The following is a 23,575-nucleotide window of genomic DNA, read 5'->3' on the forward strand; positions in this document are numbered from 1 at the left end:
CCGAGGATAACTCCGCGGGGCCCGAGATTGTGGAGAAAGGGTGACTACAGCGCCGCGTACACCTCGCGCAGCAGGGCGGCGGTCTCGCTCGGCGTCTTGCCGACGCGCACACCGGCGGCCTCGAGGGCCTCCTTCTTGGCCTGCGCGGTGCCCGCCGAACCCGAGACGATGGCACCGGCGTGGCCCATCGTCTTGCCCTCGGGGGCGGTGAAGCCCGCGACGTAGCCGACGACCGGCTTGGTGACGTTCGCCTTGATGAAGTCAGCCGCGCGCTCCTCGGCGTCGCCGCCGATCTCGCCGATCATCACGATCGCCTTGGTCTCGGGGTCTGCCTCGAAAGCAGCAAGCGCATCGATGTGCGTGGTGCCGATGATCGGGTCTCCGCCGATGCCGATGGCGGTCGAGAAGCCGAGATCGCGCAGCTCGTACATCATCTGGTAGGTCAGCGTTCCCGACTTGGAGACGAGACCGATCGGGCCCTTGCCGGTGATGTTGGCCGGGGTGATGCCGACGAGCGACTCACCCGGGGTGATGATGCCGGGGCAGTTCGGCCCGATGATCCGGGTCTTGTTGCCCTTCTCCTGCGCGTACGCCCAGAACTCGGCCGAGTCCTGCACGGGAACGCCCTCGGTGATGATCACGAGGAGCGGGATCTCGGCGTCGATGGCCTCGATGACAGCATCCTTGGTGAAGGCGGGCGGGACGAAGGCGATCGACACGTCGGCGCCGGTCTTCTCGATGGCCTCGGCGACCGTGCCGAACACGGGCAGCTCGACGTCGCCGTGGGTGACGGTGGTGCCGGCCTTGCGGGCGTTCACGCCACCGACGACCTGGGTGCCGGCCTTCAGCATGAGGGCGGTGTGCTTGGTGCCCTCACCGCCGGTGATGCCCTGCACGATGACCTTGGAATCCTTGTTGAGGAAGATAGACATTGTTCTCTCTCGCGCCTTTACTTCGCAGCCAGTTCGGCGGCCTTGTCGGCGCCTTCGTCCATGGTGAGCGCCAGCGTCACCAGCGGGTGCGCGGCTTCGGTGAGGATGCGGCGACCCTCGTCGACGTTGTTTCCGTCGAGACGGACGACGAGCGGCTTGTTCGCCTCGTCGCCGAGGATCTCGAGGGCCTTCACGATGCCGTTCGCGACGGCGTCGCAGGCGGTGATGCCGCCGAAGACGTTGACGAACACGCTCTTGACCTGAGGGTCGTTCAGGATGACGTCGAGTCCGGCAGCCATGACCGCTGCGGATGCGCCACCACCGATGTCGAGGAAGTTGGCGGGCTTGACGCCCTTGTGCTTCTCGCCGGCGTACGCGACGACGTCGAGCGTGCTCATCACGAGCCCGGCGCCGTTGCCGATGATGCCGACCTCACCGTCGAGCTTGACGTAGTTGAGGTCGCTCGCCTTGGCCTTGGCCTCCAGCGGGTCGGCCGCGGCCGCATCCTCGAGCGCCTCGTGGTTCGGGTGGCGGAAGCCTGCGTTCTCGTCGAGCGTGACCTTGCCGTCGAGAGCGATGATGTCGCCCTCCTCGGTCAGCACGAGCGGGTTGACCTCGACGAGCGTCGCATCCTCACCCTTGTAGACGTCGTAGAGCTTGACGAAGACGTCGGCGACCTTCTCGACGAGCTCGTCCGGGAATCCGGCGGCCTTCGCGATCTCGACCGCCGTGGCCTTGTCGACACCGGCGATCGGGTCGACCTCGACGCGCGCGAGCGCCTCGGGCTTTTCGACGGCGAGCACCTCGATCTCCATGCCGCCCTCGACACTCGTGAGCGACAGGTAGGAGCGGTTGGCCCGGTCGAGCAGCACCGAGAAGTAGAACTCCTGAGCGATTCGGGCGCCGCCGGCAACCATCACGCGCCGAACGACGTGGCCCTTGATGTCGAGGCCGAGAATGGCGCGTGCCGCCTCTTCCGCCTCGTCCGGGGTCTTGGCGACCTTGACGCCGCCGGCCTTTCCACGACCACCGACCTTGACCTGCGCCTTGACGACGACCACGCCGCCGAGCTTCTCGGCCGCTGCGCGCACCTCCTCGGGGGTGTCCGCGACGATGCCCGGGAGAACCGGGACTCCGTACTGCTCAAACAGGTCTCTGGCCTGATACTCGTATAGATCCACGGTTATCCAATCCGCTGGTGCCGGGCGCGCTCGTGACGCAGCCTTGTGGTTTTTGCTGGGTGATATCCGACGCTAAATAGCTCGACGCCGAGATAAATTCGCCAGTGAGAACTCTAGCGCGTCCTCCTGAACGCCCGCGCACCGGGCGACGACCGGCGGGTGCATGCTCCTCCACAACGCGGCCCTCAACGCGCTTATCCACGGATGCTCGACGCGCGATCTTCCACCGCCGCCAATCGGCGACGGTGGACGGCATGACACATCGCATCACAACGTTCACCACGGCGGTCGCCCTCGGCGGTCTGCTGTTCTTCCTGTCCGTCATCGTCGGAACGCCGGGCGCTCACGCACTCGCGGCGAACGGCCACGGGGTCGGATTTCGGTCGAGCACGGGGTGGTGGCTCGGGTCATACTCGCTGGACGACGGCACCCGTGGGTTCTGCCTGCAGGCGGGGCGGCCGAGCCCCGTCGGACACCCCTCCGACTACGTCGAGGGCGATCAGCTCGGCTGGTTCACTCCGGAACAGTCAGCTCGGCTCGCCTACATCTCACGCAACTGGGCGGCGACCGATGACCCGGTCACCGCCGCCGCCGGCCAGATCGCCACGTGGATGGTCTCCGGGATGAACGACAAGACGCCCGAGTTCTACGCGGAGCGTGCCGGCGCACAAGCCGAGGAGGTTCTCGCCCGCGCGCGCTCCATGGTGGACGAATCATCGAGGGACGCGTCGCTCGGGGTCGACGCAGCGGCTGTGGTGAGCCTCTCCGACCAGGGACCGAGCCACGTGCGCGTCGACCTCACGGTGCAGCGGTTGTCCGGCGCGGACGTCTTGGCGCCCTCGACTCACACCGGTCGGCTCGATCTCGTCGGGGCCACGTTCAGCGATGGCTCGACCTCGGCATCGGTGAGCAACGGCATGGATGTCGTCATCGTGCCCACGGGGATCGAGCCGACAGTGTCCGTCTTGGCGACCGCCGTCTTCTCGGCGCTGCCTTACGGCCCCCGGGTACGAGTGGCGGTCTCCCCCGACAATGCCCAGGCGCTCCTCGTCGCGGTCCCTGCGAGTGCCGCAGCGCAGGCCGGTGGAGAGCGGCACGGCGTCTCACCGCTTCCCTTCCAACCGACCGTGCGCACGGTGACGAGTGCGGCGGAAGCGCTCCCCGGCGCCTCGATCAGCGACCACCTGACCGTCGACGTCGCGCAGAGCGACGGCCTGCTTTCCCACTGGGGGCTGCGCAGCGTGCCCGCCGCCGGGGTCGCACCGACGCTGGCTCCGATCGAGGCAGTCGTGACGAGTTCGTTGCTGGGACCGTTCAGCGACGGGATCGTTCCGGCCGAGGCCGCTCCGCCGAATGCTCCCGTCGTCTGCACGATCGAGACGACGATTTCGGGACCCGGCGAATACGACACCACTGCGTGCGCTCTCCCTTCGGCGGGCTTCTATGTCTGGGTCGAGAAGATCGACCCCGCCCGCACACCCGCCGACGAGGGTGGCTCCCGGCTACGCCCCTGGCAGTCGACTTTCGGCGTCGCGTCTGAGATCACTAGGGTGATCGCCCCGGTTGCGTCGGCTGCGCCAGCAGAGCTCGCGAGGACGGGACTGGACCTCGGCGGTGGCGCTTGGGCGGGCTGCTCGATTCTGGCAGTGGGACTGGCCTCGCTCGTCGTCTCGCGCCGTCGCCGACCTCTGGACGCCTCATGAGGAGTGGGAGGGGCGCACATCCCGACTCCTCGCAGGGTTTCGGGCCAGAATGGCGCCGTGCATCCGTCGAAGACCCCTCATCCCCTCACCGCGAAGGACATCGCGGGCGAGGCGCTCTACCTGGCGGGCGGAGGCCGCGCCCTGCTGCTGCAGATCGCGCATCCGTCGGTGGGTCGAGGTGTCGTGGAGCACAGCGACTTCGCCAACAGGATGATGGAACGCCTCCACGCGACGATGACCTACGTCTACGCCTCGGTGTACGCGACGCCCGAAGAGTTCGCCGTCGTGCGGCGCTCGGTCAACCGCGCCCACGCACCGGTGCGGGCGGAAGCGACGCCAGATCAGCCCGCATACAACGCGTACGACCCCGATCTTCAGCTGTGGGTGGCGGCAACCCTCTACGAGACGATGACCGGCCTCTACGACCGGGTTCTCGGACCGTTGGCCGACGACGATGCCGAGCGTCTCTACCACGAGTTCACGGCGATCGGCTCGGCGCTTCAGGTTCCGGTGGAGTCCTGGCCCGCCGATCGCTCCTCATTCGCGCGGTATTGGGACGAGATGCTGACGGTGCTTCGTCCCACCGACGACACACGCCAAGTGGCACGACAGATTCTCTACCCACGGGCCATCCCGCTCTGGATGAGGGCGCTCTTCCCCGGCGCGCGCCTTGTCACTGCCGGTCTCCTTCCCGACCAGGTTCGCCGCGATTTCGGGCTCCCTTGGAACGACAGGGCATCGCGCCGCTTCGAACGGTGGATGCGGTGGGCGGCGGCGGTCTACCCGCGCATCCCCGCATCCTGGCGCCACCGGCCCAAGGACGTGTACATGGATCGGCTCCGCAAACAGGTCGTCGCTGACCGTGTCGATGCTGGAGCGAGCCAGCGTACGGCCGGTGACCCGAGCACGAACACGGGTGCAGGCGCGGGCGCCGACTAGCTTGCGACGCCCCGCGCCCGTTCCAGACCGCGCGCGGCGAGCACGAGCACAATGCCGACCCCGGCGCCGAGAATCGTCTCGAGCACCCGGTCGACCGCCAGCGTGTTGAGCGGCATGGGGCTCGCCAGATAGGAGACCGACAGAGCCATCGGCGTGATGAACACCAGGGCGGACCCGTAGTGGCGTCCGACGAGGATCTCAGCGAACAGCTGGCATACGACGATCACCAGGATGACGATGAGCGGAGGCGGCGACCAGAAGAGGAGGAGCACCGTCACACCGACGCCGACGATCGTCCCGACGATTCTGTGCAGCGAGCGCGAGATCGAGTGCGCCGCGCGAGGCGGCGGGATGACGGCCACCAGGCTCACAACCGCCCAATACGCATGACCAAGCCCGGCAAGCAGCGCGATGGCGCCGGCGATCAGAACGCCCACCACACTCTGGACGACGGTCAGCCACACCCGGGGATCCCGCAGCGCGGCCAGGTTCACCCGCGGCTGCCGCTGAAGCTGCTTGAGGAGAACCGACCCGAAACGCCCCTCGGCACTACTTCCCCGCCCGAGAGGCGATCGACGAATCGCCCAGCCCGACATCGTGAGCAGCCACGAGAACACGGCGGTTGCCAGCGCAAGCCCCAGGCGCAACGGCACCTCGGCCGAGGGCGTCGGAACCGCAGCGCACACCAGCAGCGCGAAGACGACGAACAGGGGTTGAGCGGGGATGAGCTGAAAGCTCGCGGCGAGCAGGATCCCGCCGGCGACGACGAGCACGAGCAGGGGGATCAACAACCACAGCGGTTCACCGAGAACGGCCACGAGGATCCCGAGCGCGATGCTCACGAGCAGGGCGACACCGGCCACCGAGACGCTCCGGGCCCGGATACGGTACGGCTCGTTCCGTCCATACAGTGCCGTGAACGCCCCGAAAGTCGCGTACGCGGTGAGGTCGAGCCGACCGACCGCCAGCAGCACGAGGAGGGGAACTGCCACGGCGAGCGCCGCTCGTATCCCCACCTCGACGCTCAGTCCCGCCTTGCCCGCTGGCCGTCCCGGACCGATACCGCCCGGGACGGGAGCGTCGGCCATCACAGCTTTTCGATGGGGGCGATCTTGATGAGCAGCTTCTTCGCCCCCACCTTCTCGAACTGCACGTGGGCGACCCGCTTGGCACCCTCGCCCGTCACGTTCGTCACCCGGCCGTCGCCGAAATCGGTGTGACGGATGCGATCCCCGGCCACCAACTCCAGGTCGCCGTTGTCGCGCACCTGACCCGTGACCCTGTTCGGCCACTCAGCCTTGGGCCTGCTCGCGAAGCCGCTCGACGTCATGCTGTCGTTCCAACGTGATCCCGACCCGCCCGATCCGCCCGAACCCGAGCCACCCGACCCTGCGCCGAGTCCCGGTCGGCGCGCGTTGAGCGCCCTCGACTGGCTGCCGCCGCGGCTGTTCGCCATCCCCGGCGACTGCCGCCAGTCGATCAGATCGGCGGGAATCTCCTGCAGGTAGCGACTGGGCATGGCGACCGCGGTCTCGCCGAACTGCGCTCGCGTCATCGCCAGCGACAGGAACAGCCGCTTCTTCGCTCGCGTGATGCCGACGTAGAAGAGACGCCGCTCCTCGGCAGGGCCTCCGGGCTCGTTCGCCGACATGCGGTGCGGCAGCAGATCCTCCTCGATGCCCGTGAGGAACACGGCATCGTATTCGAGGCCCTTGGCCGTGTGGAGGGTCATCAGGGAGACCGTTCCACTGGAGTCGTCGATCTCGTCCGCAGCCGCGACCAGCGACACCTCGGTCAGGAAGTCGACGAGTCCGCCGTCCGGGTTGTTGCGGGCGAACTCACGCGTGACGGCGACGAGTTCGTCCACGTTCTCGGCGCGCGCCTCATCCTGTGGGTCACGACTGTTCCGCAGAACGTCGAGGTAGGTGCTCTTGTCGAGCAGGTAGGTCAGCACATCCGCCACCGGCGAGGCCCCAGCCGGGTTGGCGGGATCGACCATCGCCGCGGCCTCGTCAAGCAGTGCCGCCAACTGCAGGATCGCCGCCGTGACCTTGGGGCCGAGCCCGAGCGAGCCCGCGTCGCGCATCGCCTGACGGAAGTTGATGCCGTTGTCGTCCGCATAACTCTGCAGTTGCGTCTCGGTTGCCGGACCGATTCCGCGCTTGGGAGTGTTCAGGATGCGCCGCAGTGCGAGGGTGTCATCGGGGTTGGCCACCGCGATGAGATAGGCCATCGCATCCTTGATCTCGGCGCGCTCGTAGAACTTGGTGCCGCCCATGATGCGGTATGGCAGTGCCGACCGGATGAAGATCTCTTCCAGCGCACGCGTCTGAGCGTTGGTGCGATAGAACACGGCGATGTCCTTGTAGTCCATGCCGTCACCGTGCAGCTTCTCGATCTCGTCGGCGACGAACTGCGCCTCGTCGTGCCCCGAGTATCCCGTGAACCCGATGATCTTGTCGCCGTCGCCGACGGCCGTCCACAGCTTCTTGTCCTTACGGTCGAAGTTGTTGGCGATGACCGAGTTGGCGGCGCTCAGGATGTTCTGCGTCGAGCGGTAGTTCTGCTCCAGCAGCACCACCTTGGCACCCGGGAAGTCGCGCTCGAACTCGACGATGTTGCGGATGTCCGCCCCGCGGAACGCATAGATCGACTGGTCGGAGTCGCCCACCACGGTCAGCGAGGCGCCCGGGATGATGCCCACGGCATCCCTCATCGACTCGACGTGGTGCCCCTGCGCTTCCAGCTCGTCGGCGATGGCCGGAGCGATCGGCATCGTCAGCTCGCGGATCAGCGAGTACTGGGCGTGGTTCGTGTCCTGGTACTCGTCGACCAGGATGTGACGGAACCGTCGCTGATATAGCGCGGCCACCTTCGGGAACGCCCGGAACAGGAACACGGTCTCGGCGATGAGGTCGTCGAAGTCGAACGCATTGGCCGTGCGCAGCGCCCGCGTGTACTGGCGGAAGATCTCGAGGAACATCACCTCTTGCGGGTCGCTGAGGTTGGCCGACCGCGCGTACGTTTCGATGTCGGTGAGCTCGTTCTTCAGCTTGGAGATGCGCCCCGCCGCACCGGCGACGGTGAAACCGAGGGTGTCGGCGTCGAGCCCCTTGATGATGCGCTTCAGCAGCGCGCGGGTGTCGCCCGAGTCGTAGATCGTGAAGCTCTGCGTCTTGCCGATGGTCTCCGATTCGCGGCGCAGGATGCGCACGCACGCCGAGTGGAACGTCGAGATCCACATGCCCTGCGCTTTACCGCCGAGGAGGACCTCGACACGCTCCCGCATCTCTGCCGCGGCCTTGTTGGTGAACGTGATCGCCAGGATCTGGCTCGGCCAGGCTTCACGACTCTCGATCAGGCCGGCGATACGGCGGGTGAGCACGCTCGTCTTGCCAGAGCCCGCGCCGGCGACGATGAGCAGAGCCGCGCCGCGATACTCGGCGGCCTCGCGCTGCTGCGGGTTGAGCCCGTCGAAGAGCGCGTCGTGCGCGGAATCGCCCGGGCCGCCCGATCGATATCCGGGGTGGCCGGGGCCCTGCCGACCGTCGAGGATGATCGGGGTGGCGGAGTTCGCGGCGGAGGGGTCGGAGAGGCTCGTCATGTCCTCTCGATTTTACCCGCCCCCACTGTCATCCGGAGCCGCGTCCGCTCACAGCGACGTCGCTCGGTCAGTGCCCGTCTCGCACCGCGACGGCGAGGTCGGGATGGTCGGCGAACACGCCGTCGACGCCGGAGCGCATGACGACGGCGAACATCCGGGCCCAGTCGCCCCAGGCGCCGTCACCGCCGTCGCGCTGGAACTCCGAGCGCAGGAACGTGTTCTCCGGACGCAGAGTCCAGCAGTACACACCGAGCCCGGCGGCGTGCGCGGTATCCACGAGGTCCGAGGTGAGCTCGGCCTCGTCCTCGACGTCGTCGAGCGCTGCCGAGACGGTGCGCTGCGAGAGCAGCAGGGAGGTCTCGACGCTGATCCCGTCGACACGGTCGGCCGGACGCCCCGAGGCGAGCGCGTACAGCCCCATCTCGGTGAGATCGCTGCGGTAGTCGGGTGCGGTGGATCCGAGGGAAGCGACCCGGTCGGCCGGCGCGCCCTCTTTCTCGAGGAGGTAGACCCGGCGTCCGCCGAACCCGCGCTTGTAGAGCTGCCCGAGCACCGTCTTCTCGAAGCTCTCCACCACGAGTTCGGGGTTGTCCTCCCAGCCGGCGTCGGCGAGTTCGACTGCGAACAGTTCGTCGAGGGGAAGCCCGATCGACTCGAAGTAGGTGGCGTGCTTCAGCTCGGCGACGATTCCGAGCAGGCGTGCGACGTCGTCGGAGGCGCGGTCGACGATGTCGAACAGGTCGCGCATCCTGAGCAACGGGTATCGCCCGTCGAACGTCGAATTGGCCTGACGCACCTTGCCCAGCCGCTCGCGTGCACGCAGCGTCGACAGTTCGGCCCACGTGAAATCCTCGGTGAACCAGCCGGTCAGCGTGACGCCGTCGATCTCCTTCGTCGTGCGGCGATCTGCGAACTCCGGATGCGCGTCGACATCCGTCGTGCCCGAGATCTCGTTCTCGTGCCGCAGTACCAGCACGCCGTCTTTCGTCGGAACCAGGTCGGGTTCCACCGCGTCGGCGCCGAGGGCGAATGCCAGCTGGTAGGCCGCGCGCGTGTGCTCGGGGCGGTACCCGGAAGCCCCGCGATGCCCGATGACGAGCGGAGTCGTATGCGCACGCATGGCCCGATCCTAGCCCGCGGTCGGGGGCTGTTCCCCCGCTCATCCGGGTGACAGAATCGACGGGTGTCAGCCCCGGAGATTCCCGCCCCCGAGCGGCCGTCAGCGCCGAACACGGCTTCAGGATGGTCGGAGCCTGCGAGTCTCCTCGACCTTCACTGGGGGTCGTACCGGCCGCGACTGCTGATCGGGCTCACACTGATTGCGGCGGGAACCGGCTTCGTCCTGATGACGAGCGCGTACAGTCTTCCGCTGCTTCTGCTCGGCTCGCTCATGCAGCCGACAGGGTGGGCGATCCTGCCGAGCACGATCGGGCGGCGCGTAGCTGTCGTGGTCCCCGCGATCGGATTCACGTGGCTGATGCTCGGCGGTTCAGGATTCGCGTGGTGCTTCGCCGTGCTGCTGACGGCTTGGCTGCTCGTGCGGCTGCGACCGTTGCTCTCATACTCGGTCCTCGTGCTGCCGATCGTCTCGAGCGTCATCCTGGCCGCGACCGTGCCCGACTACTCCGTCGCCTGGGTGTCGATCCTCGTGAGCACGCTGGTCATCGTGGCGTCCGCCTGGCTCGCACGATGGGCCGCTATCGCGGTTGGTTCAAGGCAATCTGTCAGAACTCTCAGAAAATAACTCGATAGATTGGGGAGAACCAATTCGGTCATACCCAACCCACGAAGTGAGCAGAGGAACATGGCTACCTCCAACCCGGCGTTCTCGCAAAGCCCGGCCTTTCAGAATCAGTCCGCCGGCGCTGCAACGCTGAGCGCCGAGAACCTTCAGCAGATGTACGAGTCGCCGTCGGCCAACGCCGTCGACACCGACCGGATGACTGTCGAAGACACCATCGTCAAGACCGCGATCAGCTTCGCCGTGCTGCTCGTCGGCGCTGTCATCGGCTGGATGGTCCCGGTCCTGTGGATCCCGGCATCGATCGTCGGCCTCGTGCTCGCGTTCGTCAACATCTTCAAGAACCGCAAGAAGCCGTCCCCGGCCCTCACCCTGGCCTACGCCGGCGTGCAGGGAATCTTCATCGGTGGCATCTCGCTCTTCTTCGAGGCCAACTGGGGCGGTATCGTCCTGCAGGCCGTCATCGCCACCATCGTCGTCGTCGGCGTGACCCTGGCGCTCTTCGCGAGCGGCAAGATCCGCGCATCCGCCAAGGCCACCAAGGTGTTCTTCATCGCGATGATCGGCTACGCGCTGTTCTCGATCATCAACCTGGTGCTCATCTGGACCGGCGCCAACAGCGACCCGTGGGGCCTCAACGGTTCCGTCGAGATCTTCGGTATCCCGCTCGGCCTGGTCATCGGCGTTCTCGTCGTGATCATGTGCGCGTACTCGCTGGTGCTCGACTTCGACGCGATCCAGCAGGGCGTGAAGAACCGTGCGCCGCGCGTGTTCGGCTGGGCCGGCGCCTTCGGCATCATGGTCACGGTCATCTGGCTGTACCTCGAGCTGCTGCGCATCTTCGCGATCTCGCGCAACTGACGCAGAAACGTGAGAAGGGCCGGGATGCTGTCACAGCATCCCGGCCCTTCTCACGTTCAGGGGAGACTCACTCCCATTCGATCGTTCCCGGCGGCTTCGACGTGACGTCCAGCACTACGCGGTTGACGCCGTCGACCTCGTTGGTGATGCGGTTGGAGATCTTCGCGAGCAGGTCGTACGGCAGGCGGGTCCAGTCTGCGGTCATCGCATCTTCGCTCGAGACCGGGCGCAGCACGATGGGGTGACCGTAGGTACGGCCGTCGCCCTGCACGCCGACGGAGCGGACATCGGCGAGGAGCACGACCGGGCACTGCCAGATCTCGTTGTCGAGGCCGGCGGCGGTGAGCTCTTCGCGCACGATCGCATCCGCGTCGCGCAGCAGTTCCAGGCGCTCGTGGGTGACCTCGCCGACGATGCGGATGCCGAGGCCGGGGCCGGGGAACGGCTGGCGGCCGACGATCGCCTCGGGCAGTCCCAGCTCGCGTCCGATCGCGCGCACCTCGTCCTTGAAGAGTGTGCGAAGAGGCTCCACGAGCTCGAACTGCAGGTCTTCGGGGAGGCCGCCGACGTTGTGGTGGCTCTTGATGTTCGCGGTGCCCGTTCCGCCGCCGGACTCGACGACGTCGGGGTAGAGCGTTCCCTGCACCAGGAAGCGGATGGGGTCGCCCTCATCCGCGGCCTCGAGGATGAGGTCGGCCTGCGCCTGCTCGAACACGCGGATGAACTCGCGGCCGATGATCTTGCGCTTCGTCTCGGGATCGCTCACACCGGCGAGGGCGTCGAGGAACTGCTTCTCCGCGTCGACGGTGACCAGGCGCACACCCGTGGACGCGACGTAGTCGACCTCCACCTGACGGCGCTCGTCCTTGCGCAGCAGGCCGTGGTCGACGAAGACGCAGACGAGTTGGTCGCCGACAGCCTCGTGCACGATGGCCGCAGCGACGGCGGAGTCGACGCCACCCGAGAGGCCGCAGATGACTTTGCCCGACCCGACCTGGGCCCGGATCGCGGCGACCTGGTCGGCGATCACGTTGCCGCTGTTCCAGTCGGCGGGGATGCCGGCAGCACGGTGCAGGAAGTTCTCGAGCACGGCCTGGCCGTAAGCGGAGTGCTTGACCTCGGGGTGCCACTGCACGCCGTAGAGCTTGCGCTCGTCGTTCGCGAAGGCCGCAACGGGGGTGGATGCGGTGGATGCCAGCACCTCGAAGCCCTCGGGGGCCCGGGAGACGGAGTCGCCGTGGCTCATCCAAGCGGTCTGCTCAATGGGCTGGCCGTCGAGCAGACGGCTGGAGCCTCCGCTGGCTGCGTCGCTGATCTTCACGGCGGTCGAGCCGTACTCGCGCAGACCGGTCTGGGCGACCTCGCCGCCGAGCGCGGTGGCCATCACCTGGAAGCCGTAGCAAATGCCGAGAACGGGAACGCCGAGGTCGAAGATCGCCGAGTCGAACTGCGGGGCGCCCTCTTCGTAGACACTCGACGGCCCACCGGAGAGAACGATGCCCGACGGGTTCTTCTCCTCGATCTCGGCAGCGGTGACCGTGTGCGGCACGATCTCGGAGTACACATTGGCCTCGCGCACGCGCCGTGCGATCAGCTGGGCGTACTGCGCGCCGAAGTCGACGACGAGAACGGGCCGGTTGGTGACGGGCTCGGTGCTAATTTGATGCCTCCACGAGGGTCGCTTGCTCGGCCTCACGGCCGGCCAGATAGGACTTCACCTGCTTGGTGATGCGGGCTTCGACGAAGAACGACAGGAACGGGATCACACCGCCGAGGGCGATCGTGACGAACCGCGTGAAGTTCCAGCGCATCAGGCTCCAGAGCCGGAAGTCGGAGAACAGGTAGAGCACGTACAGCCAGCCGTGCGCGATCAGGATGCCCGTGCTCACGTCGACGCCGGTCGGCTCGACCGGGTCGTTCACCGGCACGAAGGCGAAGACGCCGTGGTTGCCGAACGCGAACAGCTGGTACCCCATGCCGTACTTGACGACCATCTCCGCGCAGAGCAGCAGGAGCATGACACCGGTGATGTACGCGCAGATCTGATAGAGCCGGAGCGCCCCGCGGATCTTCGGGAAGGCTTCGGGCTTGGGGGCGAGGGGCATGGATCTAGTCTACTTTCCCGAGTTGGGGTGCGGATTCGGCTTCGAGCTCTCTCAACTCGTCCTCCTTCTCCTTCGCATCCTTCACCAGGCGGAACCAGAAGAAGATCGCGAAGCCGGCGAACACGATCCATTCGGCGGCGTAGAAGATGTTGAGCCAGTTGAGCGTGGCGTCCTGGATGGGCGGCGGCGAGGCGATCTTGACCAGCCCGGCCGGCGGGGTGGCCTCCACCACATAGGCCGAGTAGACATCCTGCCCGTCGACGCCGGTCCAGAGGTTGTAGAGCGCAGCGGACGACATGGTCGTCATGACGAACGGGTGTTTCTTGTCTTTCGGGACCTCAGGGGCCTCGGTCGGCAGCAGACGCCCCACGATCGTCTGCTGACTCTCGGGCTCGGCCGCCAGGCGCTCCATCGCGGCCTTCGCGGTCTTCTCGTCGGCGGCCCAGCCGCGCGCCACCGGGAGCCCGACGGGCTCGGAGTCGGCCGCATCCCCACCGATGGAGACGTGCGCGACCACCCACCAGCCGGCCGTTCCGTGGTTGAGACGGCCCTGCAGCAGCTCGTAGTCGGTCGGGATGAAGGAGCCTTCCAAGGTCACCAGCTGTCCGGTCGCCTTGTCGGTGATCGGACCGCCCGGCTTTGCCACCTGGGCGAGCGGCAGGACGGTCTCGCTCGGCGCATCCACCACCTTGCCGGACTCCACCGCACGCTCCAGCTGCCACTGGCCGAGCCATGCGAAGCCGGCTGCGAGAGCGAGTGCGAGGATGAGCGCGCCGATCCAACGCGGGCGCAGCATCATTCTGTACAGCGAGGTCTCTCCGCTGTCGGTGGTCTCACTAATGGTTCAGTCCCGCTTTCGGTCCCCGGTGGTGTCCTGCTGTTGCATCGCCTGCTCGACCACCCGGTCGATGGCGTTGCGCGTGCCTTCGGATCCGGTGTCGGGGTCGAGATCGGCGGTGGCCGCCTCGACCAGCGCGATCTCTTCGTCGAGCATGGGATCGCGGCTCTTCTCCTTGGCTCGCTTCTTCGAAGACGTGCGTTTGGACGATTTCCCGGTCCGCAGAATCATCGCACCGATCTTCTCGGAATTTGCTGCGAGCAGCGGTCCCAGTACGGCCATGATGAGCACGTAGAGGCCCGCGAACGGCTGTATTCGTTCATCCAGTCCCGCACTGAGCGAGAGCGTCGCGAGGATCAGGGCGAACTCGCCGCGGTTCTGCAGGATGACGGTGGTGTTGATGCCGGCCTGCGGCCCGAGTCCGTTGAGCCAGGCGACGAACTGCCCGGCGGCGATGTTCAGCACGATAGTGAGCAGAACGGCGAGGAGCACGGGTACGAGCACTTCGGGGAACTTCGCCGGGTTGAGAGCGAGGCCGAAGTTCAGGAAGAAGAACGCCGCGAACACGTCTCGCAGCGGGATCGCGATGTGCTCGATCTTGTTGCGGTACTTGGTCGCGCCGAGCACGAGGCCGATCAGGAAGGCGCCGATCGCATCCGTCACGCCGAGCACCTCGCCGATGCCGGCGAACAGCACCGCGAAGCCGAAGAACAGGATGGTGAAGAGCTCGTCGTCCTTCGTGCGGAACAATCGCGAGACGAACCTGCCGCCCCAGCGGGCGATCGTGAACATGACGACGAGGAACGTGAACGCGATCGCGAGCTTGCCGACGATCGGCCAGAAGTCCGTCTCGCCGCTCAGCACGACCGAGACGATCGCCAGGTAGATAGCGATGAAGATGTCTTCGACGACGGTGACCCCGAGGATCATCGGCGTCTCTTTGTTGGCGAGGCGGTTGAGCTCGATGAGCAGCTTGGTGACGATCGCGCTCGAGGAGGTCGCGGTCATCCCCGCCACGATGAGCGCCTCGCGGGTCCCCCAGCCGAGCATGAAGCCGAACACGAGCCCGACGCCCATGTTGACCACGATGTACGAGCCGCCCGAGATGATCAGCTTGCCGAAGTTGCCGAAGAACTCGTCTTGATCGAACTCGAGTCCCAGGTTGAAGAGCAGCAGGATCAGCCCGAAGATCGCGATGAGCTCGATGTAGTTCGACTCGAAGTTGAGCGGGAACCAGCCGGTATGCGGGCTCGCTAGCAGCCCGACGAGCATGTAGATGGGGATCGCGGGGAGACCCACCAGCTTGCCGAGACGCCCGAGCACATACGCCACGAGCAGGAGGAGGCCGAGAACGATGAGGTCTTCGCCGAGATGCATGGCTACCCCCGGGCGGTGCGTCGACGGTGGACCGAACCGGCAGCTTGCCGGAGCGGAAGAAGTTGAACGCCTTGGCCACCTTCTCGGGCGAACCGGCCACGACCAGCGTGTCACCGGGGAAGACCTTGAAGTCGGGAGACGGGGCGGGATTCGCGGACTCGCCACGCACGACGGCGACGACGGTGAGCCCGACCATCCCTCGATCAGCGGGGCTGCCGAGGGGTTGGCCGGCTATGTAGTCGTCGTAGTCGACCGAGAACCAGTCGATGCTGAGACCCGGGATCTGGTCGAGCGCGGTGAGCGATTCGGTGATCTGGGTTCCGCCGAGCAACTCGGCGAGTGTGTGTGCTTCGTCTTCGCTGAGGCGCAACGACACCTTGGTGACGTCGGCGCCGTCTTCATGGTCAGAGAAGGTGATCAGGTCGTTGTGGCCGGAGCGGTGGGCGATGACACCTACCTTGCCGCCATCGTCGGTGACGAAGGTATGCAATACCCCGACCCCGGGGAGCTTGACCCGTCGAACGTCAACCATTGTTCCGTCTCCATCAGCTCGGGGGCAGTCAGATAAGCCTACCCGAGCGGCCTGAAGGCGGCTTGGTGGTTGATGGTGTACGGGTGGCTACGCTGTCGGGGTCTCCCCCTCGGACGGCGCCGCGGTTGGCGCATCCTGAGCCTTGCTCGTCGCCGCGGGGCTGCTCGTCGCCGCGGGCTTGCGCGGGGCACGCACGCGAGCCGGTTTGGCTGCGGTGCCCGTGGCTGCTGCGGCGGCATCCACGTCGACGATGTCGGGGGCCGCGAGACGGATGCGATCGGCCGACGCGTCGTCGGGCTGCAGCTGGCTGAGGCGCTCGGCTGCCACCCGCTCGAGATATGTCTTCACCTCGCGCTCCTCACGCGCCTTGTCCCAGCCGAGCACGCCGGCCATCAGCGACGCGGCGACGGGTGCGGCGGAGACACCACGGTCCCAGGCCTCGATCGAGATGCGCGTGCGGCGGGCGAGCACGTCCTCCAGGTGCAGGGCGCCCTCGTTCGAAGCGGCGTACACGACCTCGGCCCCGATGTAGTCGTCCGCTCCAGGGAGGGCGTCGGCGAGCGACGGGTCCTCCCGGATCAGGTCGAGGATGTCGGCCGCCAACGTGCCGTACCGGTTGAGCAGGTGCTCGATCCGGGCGATGTGCAGGCCGCTCTCGGCCGCTATCCGGGACCGGCGGTTCCACGCGGCCTGATACCCCTCCGCGCCGACCAGGGAGATCTCCTGCGTGGTGCTCTGGGGGATCTTTCCGTCCAGGGCGTCGACGGCCGCGTCGATCGCATCCTTCGCCATCACCCGGTACGTGGTCCATTTGCCGCCCGCGATGACGACGAGGCCAGGTACCGAGTGCGCGACGAGGTGCTCGCGAGAGAGCTTCGAGGTCTGGTCTGACTCGCCCGCCAGAAGGGGGCGCAGGCCCGCGTACACGCCTTCGACGTCCTCGCGGGTCAACGGCACCGCGAGCACCGAGTTGACGTGGGCCAGCAGGTAGTCGATATCGGCCGCGGTGGCTGCGGGATGCGCCTTGTCGAGATGCCAGTCCGTGTCCGTCGTGCCGATGAGCCAGTGCCGACCCCACGGGATGACGAAGAGCACGCTCTTCTCGGTGCGCAACAGCAGCCCCATCTTCGACTGGAACCGGTCGCGCGGGACGACGAGGTGGATCCCTTTCGACGCGCGCACCTTGAACTGGCCGCGCTCCCCCACCATCGCCTGGGTGTCGTCGGTCCAGACACCCGTCGCGTTCACGACCTGCTTGGCACGGATCTCGAACCGTTCGCCCGACTCGAGGTCGTGCGCCTGAACGCCGACGACCCTCTCGCCGACCTTGATGAACCCCTCCACACGGACTCGGGATGCGACGTGCGCGCCGTAGTGCGCCGCCGTACGTGCGAGGTTGGCCACGTATCGTGCGTCGTCGACCTGAGCGTCGTAGTAAGTGATCCCGCCGACCAGAGCGTCGGCTGCAAGGCTCGGGATCGCCCGGTTCACCTGACGCTTCGATAGGTGGCGGTGGTGCGGAACTCCCGGTGGGCGAAGCCCGGTGTAGCTGAAGATGTCGTAGAGCATCATGCCGGCGCCGACGTAGAAGCGCTCGGTGACCCGCTTCTTGAGCGGGTAGAGGAAGCGGACGGGTTTGACCAGGTGTGGCGCTATGCGCTGGAGGAGCAGTCCACGCTCGATCAGCGCCTCGCGCACCAGCCGGAAGTCGAGCTGCTCCAAGTACCGGATTCCACCGTGCACCAGCTTCGACGATCGGCTCGACGTGCCGGAGGCGAAGTCACGGGCCTCGACGAGACCGACGGTCAGTCCTCGCGTCACGGCGTCGAGAGCACTACCGGTGCCGACGATGCCGGCGCCGACCACGAGGATATCGAGCTCCGTCTCCTTCAACGTGGCTATCGCATCCGCTCGCTCGGCGGGGCCCAGGCGTGACGCCGACGACAGGGCGGATTCTGAGGTGGATCTGGTCATGACCATCGTTCTCTCCCTCTCCCGGCCACCGTCGGCCGGATGCTTATCGCGCGTTGTACGGCGCGACGACGACTTCGACGCGCTGGAACTCCTTCAGGTCCGAGTAGCCCGTGGTGGCCATCGACCGGCGCAGCGCACCGACCAGGTTGGCCGTGCCCTCGGCGACCGGCGCCGGACCGTAGAGGATCTCCTCCAGCGGTGCGACCTGGCCGACGGCGACGCGGTTGCCGCGGGGCAGCTGCGAGTGGTGGGCTTCCGCACCCCAGTGCCAGCCGCCGCCGGGGGCGTCGGTGGCGCGGGCCAGTGTGGAGCCCAGCATGACCGCATCCGCACCGCAGGCGATCGCCTTGACGATGTCGCCCGAGCTGCCGAGGCCGCCGTCGGCGATGACGTGCACGTAGCGGCCGCCCGACTCGTCCATGTAGTCGCGGCGAGCGCCGGCGACGTCGGCGACAGCCGTGGCCATGGGCGCGTGGATGCCGAGCGTCGAACGTGTCGTGGAGGCGGCGCCTCCGCCGAACCCGACGAGCACGCCGGCCGCGCCGGTGCGCATGAGGTGGAGAGCCGCGGTGTACGTGGCGGCCCCGCCGACGATCACGGGAACATCCAGTTCGTAGATGAACTTCTTGAGGTTCAGCGGCGCGACGTTCTTCGACACGTGCTCGGCCGACACGGTGGTGCCCCGGATGACGAAGAGGTCGACACCGGCCGCGACGACCGTCTCGTACAGCTCCTGGGTGCGCTGCGGCGAGAGCGCGCCCGCCACGGTGACGCCCGCCTCACGGATCTCGGCCAGGCGGCTGCGGACGAGCTCCGGCTTGATCGGCTCGGAGTAGATCTCCTGCATGCGAGCGGTGGCCTTCTCGGCGGGAAGCTCGCGGATCTCGGCCAGCAAGGGCTCAGGATTCTCGTAGCGGGTCCAGAGGCCCTCGAGGTCGAGCACGCCCAGCCCACCGAGCTGACCCATCATGATCGCCGTCCTCGGCGACACGACCGAGTCCATCGGGGCCGCGATGAACGGGATGGAGAACTGGTACGCATCGATCGACCAGGAGACCGAGACATCCTCGGGGTCGCGGGTGCGCCGGCTCGGCACAACCGCGATGTCGTCGAAGGCGTAAACGCGGCGGGCGCGCTTGGCGCGCCCGATCTCAATCTCCATACTCACTCCTTCAGTCTATGGCGCGGTCGAGAAGGATGCGCTGCCGTGGCAACCGCGGCAGAGTGGGTGTATGACGATCGAAGCCGAGCCTCTCGAAAAACTCCGCGCCAGGACCAGCGAGAAGTGGCGGGCATATCCCGACGACGTCCTGCCGCTGTTCGTGGCCGAGATGGACTATCCGCTGGCCGAGCCGATCAGCGAGGCGCTGGTCGCAGCCGTTCGTCGTTCGGACACCGGATACATCGGCCCCGACGACCGCGTGCAGCGTGCGTTCGCCGACTTCGCTCAGGCGGCTTGGGGCTGGGAAGTCGACCCGTCCCCCATCCTGACGACCACCGATGTCAGTGTCGCGATCGTCGAATCACTGCGGCTGACGATCGACCCCGGAGATCGCGTCATCGTCACCCCTCCCGTGTACCCGCCGTTCTTCGAGCTGGTGCCCGAGGCGGGCGGCGTCGTCGAGGAGGTGCCCCTGCTCTTCGACGAGGGTACCGGATGGTCGCTCGACCTCCCCGGAATCGAGCACGCCTTCGAGTCGGGAGCCCGGGCGTTTCTGTTGTGCCATCCGCACAACCCGGTCGGTGTGGTGCACACCGCGGATCAGTTGCGCGCGGTCGCCGAGCTTGCCGCCCGGTACGACGCCTTCGTGGTGAGCGACGAGGTCCACGCCCCACTGACGCACTCCGACGCCACGTTCACACCATTCTTGAGCGTCTCGGAAGCAGCACGAGAACACGGCATTGCCACTCATTCGGCTGGCAAAGGGTGGAACGTCACCGGCCTCAAGTGCGCGACGATCGTCACGCAGAGCGAACGGATGTCGCGACTCGTCGCCACGCTCCCGGTCGAGGTGCAGACGCGCACCGGCACGTTCGGCCGCATCGCGAACGAGGCGGCGTATCAGGATTCGCGCGGCTGGCTCGCCGATGTGCTGGTGCAGCTCGAGTCCAACCGCGCCCTGCTCACCCGGCTGCTTGACCAGTACCTCCCCGAGGTGCGCTACCGCGAGCCCCAGGCCGGCTATCTGGCGTGGCTCGACTTCCGCGCGCTCGACTGGGGCGTCGACCCGAGCGCTCTCGCCCTCGAGGAGGCCAAGGTCGCGCTGGTGCCAGGGCCCGACTTCGGAAAGCAGGGCGAGGGATTCGCGCGGCTGAACTTCGCGTGCTCGCCCTCGGTGTTGACAGAGGCCGTGCTTCGGATGGCGGGCATCACCCCTGATCTTCGCTCGTCAGCGTGCCCGCGCCACCCGCGTCTCGTCCCACACCGGCTCGGTCGACTCGTAGACTGCGCCGTCGGCGCCGAACACCAGAAAGCGGTCGAAGCCGCGCGCGAACCAGCGGTCGTGGGTCACCGCGATCACCGTGCCCTCGTACCCGCGGAGGCCCTCCTCCAGCGCCTCGGCGGAGACGAGGTCGAGGTTGTCGGTCGGCTCGTCGAGCAGCAGCAGCGTCGCACCCGAGAGTTCGAGCAACAGGATCTGCAGCCGCGCCTGCTGACCACCGGAGAGCGTCTCGAACTTCTGCTCGCTGGATGCGGCGAGGCCGTAGCGGTCGAGCACGCGGCTCGCCGCATCCCGAGGCATACCGGTTCGGAAGTCGTCGCCACGGTGCAGGATTTCGAGCAGCGTTCGACCGACGAGTTCAGGATGCTCGTGAGCCTGCGCGAACAACCCCGGCACCACCCGCGCACCCAGCTTCGCCACCCCGGTGTGCGCGATGGGCGTGCCCACCTGTTCGGCGGAAGCGAGGTGCCCTGCGGACGGGTCGGGGTCGGTGCCGCCGGACGCGAGCAGGCGCAGGAAATGCGATTTTCCCGACCCGTTGGATCCCAAGACGGCCACCCTCTCGCCGAACCAGATCTCCGCACTGAACGGGCGCATCAGCCCGGTCAACTCCAGGTCGAAGCATTCGACGACGCGGCGGCCTGTGCGCGAGCCGGTGAGACGCATCTTGACGTCCTGCTCGCGCGGTCGCACCTCGGGCGGTCCGGCTTCGACGAACTTGGCGAGCCTGGTCTGGGCCGCACGATAGGCAGGCGCGACGTCGCTGTTGTACTTGGCCTTCTCCCACAGCCTGAGCACGAGCGCCTTGAGCTTGGCATGCTCCTCATCCCAGCGCCGGCGGAGCTCGTCGAGGCGATCCATCCGCTCCTGCCGCGCCTGGTGGTATCCGCCGAAGCCGCCGCCGTGCGTCCAGGTCGTGTTGCCCGCTGCACCCAACTCGAGCGTGATGATCCTGTCTGCCGCGGTGGCGAGCAGCTCGCGGTCGTGTGAGACCAGGAGCACGGTCTTGGGCGTGGCAAGCAGTTGCTGCTCCAACCAACGCTTTGTGGGCACGTCGAGATAGTTGTCGGGCTCATCGAGCAGCAGCACCTGCTCCGGACCGCGCAGAAGCGCCTCCAGCACGAGCCGCTTCTGCTCGCCGCCCGACAGCGTGCGCAACTCCCGGTATTGAGCGCGCTCGAAGGGGATGCCCAGGGCGGCCATCGTGCAGTGGTCCCAGACGACCTCGTGCTCGTACCCGCCGGCATCCGCGTAGTCGGCGATCGCTGAGGCGTACGCGAGCTGAGTGTCCATCTCGTCGCGTTCGATGATCGCCTCCTCCGAGGCGGCCAGCGCTTCGGCGGTCCGACGGATGCTCGCGGGCGCGACCGAGACGAGCAGGTCGCGAACCGTGCGTTCGTCGCGCACGTGACCGACGAACTGGTCCATCACGCCGAGCCCGCCGTCGATGCCGACGGTTCCGGAGTCTGGCTTCAGCTCACCGCGGATGATCCGCAGCAGCGTCGACTTGCCCGCTCCGTTCGCGCCGATCAGAGCGGAGACGCTCCCTCGCCGACCCGGAAGGAGACCTCGTCGAGGAGGGGTCGCCCGTCGGCCAGCGAGTAGCTGATCGCAGAGACGTCGATGTAACCCACGGAATTTCCCTCGGCCGAAGCGGGCCCCACGGTAGGGCGCCCGCGTCGAACGAGCCTTCCAGCCTAGCGATCAGCTCGCTCAGGCGAAAGTAGTGGCGACGAAAGCGATAGGGATGAACTCGTGTCTGCGGACGACTCAGCGACGGTAGTTGGGCGCCTCGACCACCATCTGCACATCGTGCGGGTGCGACTCCTTCAGTCCGGCCGCGGTGATGCGAACGAACTTGCCGCGCTGCTTGAGCTCGGGGATGGTGCGCGCGCCCACGTAGAACATGGACTGACGCAGACCGCCGATGAGCTGGTACGCGACGGCGGAGAGCGGACCACGGTAGGGAACCTGACCCTCGATGCCCTCGGCGATGAGCTGCTCGTCGCTCGGCACATCAGCCTGGAAGTAGCGGTCGCGCGAGTACGAGGTCTTCTTGCCGCGGGTCTGCAGCGCACCCAGCGAGCCCATGCCGCGATAGTTCTTGAACTGCTTGCCGTTGACGAAGACGAGATCGCCGGGCGACTCCGCCGTTCCGGCGAGAAGCGATCCGAGCATCACGGTGTCCGCGCCGGCGACGAGCGCCTTGGCGATGTCGCCCGAGTACTGCAGGCCGCCATCCGCGATGAGGGGGACTCCCGCCTCGCGGGCTGCGAGCGAAGCCTCGTAGACGGCGGTGACCTGTGGGACCCCGACTCCGGCGACTACACGCGTGGTGCAGATCGAGCCCGGTCCGACGCCCACCTTGATGGCGTCGGCGCCCGCGTCGATGAGCGCCTGAGCGCCCGAGCGGGTCGCGACGTTGCCGCCGATGACGTCGACGTGGGATGCGCGGGGCTCCGCCTTGAGGCGGCTGATGATGTCGAGAACGCCGGCACTGTCGCCGTTGGCCGTGTCGACCACGATCACGTCGACTCCCGCGTCGACCAGGGTCATGGCACGGTCCCAGGCGTCGCCGAAGAAGCCGATCGCGGCGCCGACGCGCAGGCGACCCTCGTCGTCCTTGGTGGCGTTCGGGTACTTCTCGCTCTTGTCGAAGTCCTTGACGGTGATGAGACCGCGGAGCTTGCCCTCCTCGTCGACGAGCGGGAGCTTCTCGATCTTGTGCTGCGCGAAGATCGCGACAGCCGAATCCGGATCGATGCCGACCGGGGCGGTGATGAGAGGCTGGCGGGTCATCACGTCGCGCACATACGTCGTCGTGCGCTCGAACGGCGACACGAATCGCATGTCGCGGTTGGTGATGATGCCGACGAGGGTGCCGTCGCCCTCGACCACGGGAAGACCGCTGACGCGGAACTGGCCGCAGAGGGCATCCACTTCTTCGACGGTGGCGTCGGGGGTGGTGGTGACCGGGTTGGTGATCATGCCCGACTCGGAGCGCTTCACCTTGTCGACGTGCGCCGCCTGGTCTTCGATCGAGAGGTTGCGGTGCAGGATGCCGATGCCGCCGTTGCGCGCCATCGCGACGGCCATGCGCGACTCGGTGACGGTGTCCATGGCGCTCGACACCAGCGGGGAGGCCACGGTGATGCGCTTGGTGAGCCGGGAAGACGTATCCGCCTCGCTCGGGATGACGTCGGTGTGCCCGGGCAGGAGCATCACGTCGTCGTAGGTCAAGCCGATGAAGCCGAACGGATCGTTGTGATCCATTTCACCCCTTATGCGTCGAGAGGATATAGGAGAATCCGCCCGCCACCATTGCCAACGGATAGTCAATGCTA

Annotated in this window: 16 protein-coding genes and 3 pseudogenes; 5 read left to right on the top strand and 14 right to left on the bottom strand. The window is 67.2% G+C overall.

The features are described from left to right. Positions 1 to 44 precede the first annotated feature (44 nt). Together sucD and sucC are read right to left on the bottom strand one after the other, a co-directional pair. A complete protein-coding gene (sucD, locus tag ACQ86A_RS16720; protein ID WP_431278075.1) occupies positions 45 to 932 on the bottom strand; it encodes a succinate--CoA ligase subunit alpha in 888 nt (295 codons plus the stop codon). Positions 933 to 949: 17 nt separating this feature from the next. Next, positions 950 to 2,113: an ADP-forming succinate--CoA ligase subunit beta gene (sucC, locus tag ACQ86A_RS16725; RefSeq protein WP_431278076.1), complete on the bottom strand. Its 1,164-nt coding sequence runs from the start codon at positions 2,111 to 2,113 to the stop codon at positions 950 to 952. A 254-nt stretch (positions 2,114 to 2,367) separates the two neighbouring features. On the opposite strand from sucC, the gene ACQ86A_RS16730 reads away from it, so the two are divergent. Both ACQ86A_RS16730 and ACQ86A_RS16735 read left to right on the top strand, forming a co-directional pair. Continuing rightward, complete coding sequence (locus ACQ86A_RS16730; protein WP_431278077.1) at positions 2,368 to 3,816, top strand: hypothetical protein; 1,449 nt, start codon at positions 2,368 to 2,370, stop codon at positions 3,814 to 3,816. A 57-nt stretch (positions 3,817 to 3,873) separates the two neighbouring features. Continuing rightward, complete coding sequence (locus ACQ86A_RS16735; RefSeq protein ID WP_431278078.1) at positions 3,874 to 4,755, top strand: oxygenase MpaB family protein; 882 nt, start codon at positions 3,874 to 3,876, stop codon at positions 4,753 to 4,755. Here the strand turns inward: ACQ86A_RS16735 and ACQ86A_RS16740 are convergent. The 3 genes from ACQ86A_RS16740 to ACQ86A_RS16750 all read right to left on the bottom strand — a co-directional run bounded on the left by ACQ86A_RS16740 (position 4,752) and on the right by ACQ86A_RS16750 (position 9,479). After that, on the bottom strand, positions 4,752 to 5,843 hold the full coding sequence (locus ACQ86A_RS16740) for an FUSC family protein (RefSeq protein ID WP_431278079.1): 1,092 nt from the start codon (positions 5,841 to 5,843) through the stop codon (positions 4,752 to 4,754). The two genes, ACQ86A_RS16735 and ACQ86A_RS16740, sit on opposite strands and share 4 nt — an antisense overlap. After that, positions 5,843 to 8,359: an ATP-dependent helicase gene (locus tag ACQ86A_RS16745; protein WP_431278080.1), complete on the bottom strand. Its 2,517-nt coding sequence runs from the start codon at positions 8,357 to 8,359 to the stop codon at positions 5,843 to 5,845. The genes ACQ86A_RS16740 and ACQ86A_RS16745 overlap by 1 nt, the downstream gene beginning before the upstream one ends. A 67-nt stretch (positions 8,360 to 8,426) precedes the next feature. Then, positions 8,427 to 9,479 carry a glycerophosphodiester phosphodiesterase family protein gene (locus ACQ86A_RS16750; protein ID WP_431278081.1) on the bottom strand — a complete coding sequence of 351 codons (1,053 nt, stop codon included), beginning with the start codon at positions 9,477 to 9,479 and terminating at the stop codon, positions 8,427 to 8,429. A gap of 63 nt (positions 9,480 to 9,542) precedes the next feature. Here ACQ86A_RS16750 and ACQ86A_RS16755 point away from each other — a divergent pair, with 63 nt between their 5' ends. Together ACQ86A_RS16755 and ACQ86A_RS16760 are read left to right on the top strand one after the other, a co-directional pair. Beyond that, the gene (locus tag ACQ86A_RS16755; protein ID WP_431278082.1) at positions 9,543 to 10,103 is read left to right on the top strand and encodes a hypothetical protein; all 561 of its coding nucleotides are present in this window, start codon (positions 9,543 to 9,545) and stop codon (positions 10,101 to 10,103) included. A 60-nt stretch (positions 10,104 to 10,163) separates the two neighbouring features. After that, positions 10,164 to 10,961 (top strand): Bax inhibitor-1/YccA family protein, encoded by a 798-nt coding sequence (locus ACQ86A_RS16760; RefSeq protein ID WP_431278083.1) that lies wholly within the window; start codon positions 10,164 to 10,166, stop codon positions 10,959 to 10,961. 67 nt (positions 10,962 to 11,028) lie between these two features. On the opposite strand, the gene guaA is transcribed toward ACQ86A_RS16760, so the two are convergent. From guaA to ACQ86A_RS16795, 7 genes and pseudogenes are all read right to left on the bottom strand, one after another. Next, on the bottom strand, positions 11,029 to 12,621 hold the full coding sequence (guaA, locus tag ACQ86A_RS16765) for a glutamine-hydrolyzing GMP synthase (protein ID WP_431280472.1): 1,593 nt from the start codon (positions 12,619 to 12,621) through the stop codon (positions 11,029 to 11,031). Continuing rightward, on the bottom strand, positions 12,617 to 13,066 hold the full coding sequence (locus ACQ86A_RS16770; protein WP_431278084.1) for a DUF3817 domain-containing protein: 450 nt from the start codon (positions 13,064 to 13,066) through the stop codon (positions 12,617 to 12,619). Before ACQ86A_RS16770 ends, guaA begins: the two co-directional genes overlap by 5 nt. 4 nt (positions 13,067 to 13,070) lie before the next feature. Beyond that, entirely contained in the window at positions 13,071 to 13,865 is a 795-nt protein-coding gene (locus ACQ86A_RS16775; protein ID WP_431278085.1) for an SURF1 family protein, read from the bottom strand. Positions 13,866 to 13,910: 45 nt separating this feature from the next. Further along, on the bottom strand, positions 13,911 to 15,281 hold the full coding sequence (locus ACQ86A_RS16780; RefSeq protein ID WP_431278086.1) for a cation:proton antiporter: 1,371 nt from the start codon (positions 15,279 to 15,281) through the stop codon (positions 13,911 to 13,913). A 115-nt stretch (positions 15,282 to 15,396) separates the two neighbouring features. After that, a pseudogene (locus ACQ86A_RS16785) lies at positions 15,397 to 15,813 on the bottom strand (cation:proton antiporter regulatory subunit); the annotation flags it as partial. Between the two features lie 87 nt (positions 15,814 to 15,900). After that, positions 15,901 to 17,787 (bottom strand): glycerol-3-phosphate dehydrogenase/oxidase, encoded by a 1,887-nt coding sequence (locus tag ACQ86A_RS16790; RefSeq protein ID WP_431278087.1) that lies wholly within the window; start codon positions 17,785 to 17,787, stop codon positions 15,901 to 15,903. A gap of 43 nt (positions 17,788 to 17,830) precedes the next feature. Further along, positions 17,831 to 18,949: a GuaB3 family IMP dehydrogenase-related protein gene (locus tag ACQ86A_RS16795; protein ID WP_431278088.1), complete on the bottom strand. Its 1,119-nt coding sequence runs from the start codon at positions 18,947 to 18,949 to the stop codon at positions 17,831 to 17,833. Positions 18,950 to 19,118: 169 nt separating this feature from the next. Between ACQ86A_RS16795 and ACQ86A_RS16800 the strand changes: the two are divergent. Next, positions 19,119 to 20,081 (top strand): annotated as a pseudogene (locus ACQ86A_RS16800) (MalY/PatB family protein); the annotation flags it as partial. Between the two features lie 96 nt (positions 20,082 to 20,177). On the opposite strand, the pseudogene ACQ86A_RS16805 reads toward ACQ86A_RS16800, so the two are convergent. Both ACQ86A_RS16805 and guaB read right to left on the bottom strand, forming a co-directional pair. Next, positions 20,178 to 21,865 (bottom strand): annotated as a pseudogene (locus ACQ86A_RS16805) (ABC-F family ATP-binding cassette domain-containing protein). Between the two features lie 136 nt (positions 21,866 to 22,001). Next, a complete protein-coding gene (gene guaB, locus ACQ86A_RS16810) occupies positions 22,002 to 23,504 on the bottom strand; it encodes an IMP dehydrogenase (protein ID WP_431278089.1) in 1,503 nt (500 codons plus the stop codon). Positions 23,505 to 23,575 lie beyond the last annotated feature (71 nt).

This window comes from Leifsonia poae, from assembly GCF_050632195.1.
Taxonomy (GTDB): Bacteria; Actinomycetota; Actinomycetes; order Actinomycetales; family Microbacteriaceae; genus Leifsonia; species Leifsonia poae_C.

Bases quoted from the DNA above. Each gene is read 5' to 3' on its own strand.
- guaB (WP_431278089.1), bottom strand. From the start codon at position 23,504: ATGGATCACAACGATCCGTTCGGCTTCATCGGCTTGACCTACGACGAC.
- ACQ86A_RS16795 (WP_431278088.1), bottom strand. From the start codon at position 18,949: ATGGAGATTGAGATCGGGCGCGCCAAGCGCGCCCGCCGCGTTTACGCC.
- ACQ86A_RS16750 (WP_431278081.1), bottom strand. From the start codon at position 9,479: ATGCGTGCGCATACGACTCCGCTCGTCATCGGGCATCGCGGGGCTTCC.
- ACQ86A_RS16760 (WP_431278083.1), top strand. From the start codon at position 10,164: ATGGCTACCTCCAACCCGGCGTTCTCGCAAAGCCCGGCCTTTCAGAAT.
- ACQ86A_RS16780 (WP_431278086.1), bottom strand. From the start codon at position 15,281: ATGCATCTCGGCGAAGACCTCATCGTTCTCGGCCTCCTCCTGCTCGTG.
- ACQ86A_RS16745 (WP_431278080.1), bottom strand. From the start codon at position 8,359: ATGACGAGCCTCTCCGACCCCTCCGCCGCGAACTCCGCCACCCCGATC.
- ACQ86A_RS16790 (WP_431278087.1), bottom strand. From the start codon at position 17,787: ATGACCAGATCCACCTCAGAATCCGCCCTGTCGTCGGCGTCACGCCTG.
- ACQ86A_RS16730 (WP_431278077.1), top strand. From the start codon at position 2,368: ATGACACATCGCATCACAACGTTCACCACGGCGGTCGCCCTCGGCGGT.
- sucD (WP_431278075.1), bottom strand. From the start codon at position 932: ATGTCTATCTTCCTCAACAAGGATTCCAAGGTCATCGTGCAGGGCATC.
- ACQ86A_RS16770 (WP_431278084.1), bottom strand. From the start codon at position 13,066: ATGCCCCTCGCCCCCAAGCCCGAAGCCTTCCCGAAGATCCGCGGGGCG.
- ACQ86A_RS16740 (WP_431278079.1), bottom strand. From the start codon at position 5,843: ATGGCCGACGCTCCCGTCCCGGGCGGTATCGGTCCGGGACGGCCAGCG.
- ACQ86A_RS16775 (WP_431278085.1), bottom strand. From the start codon at position 13,865: ATGATGCTGCGCCCGCGTTGGATCGGCGCGCTCATCCTCGCACTCGCT.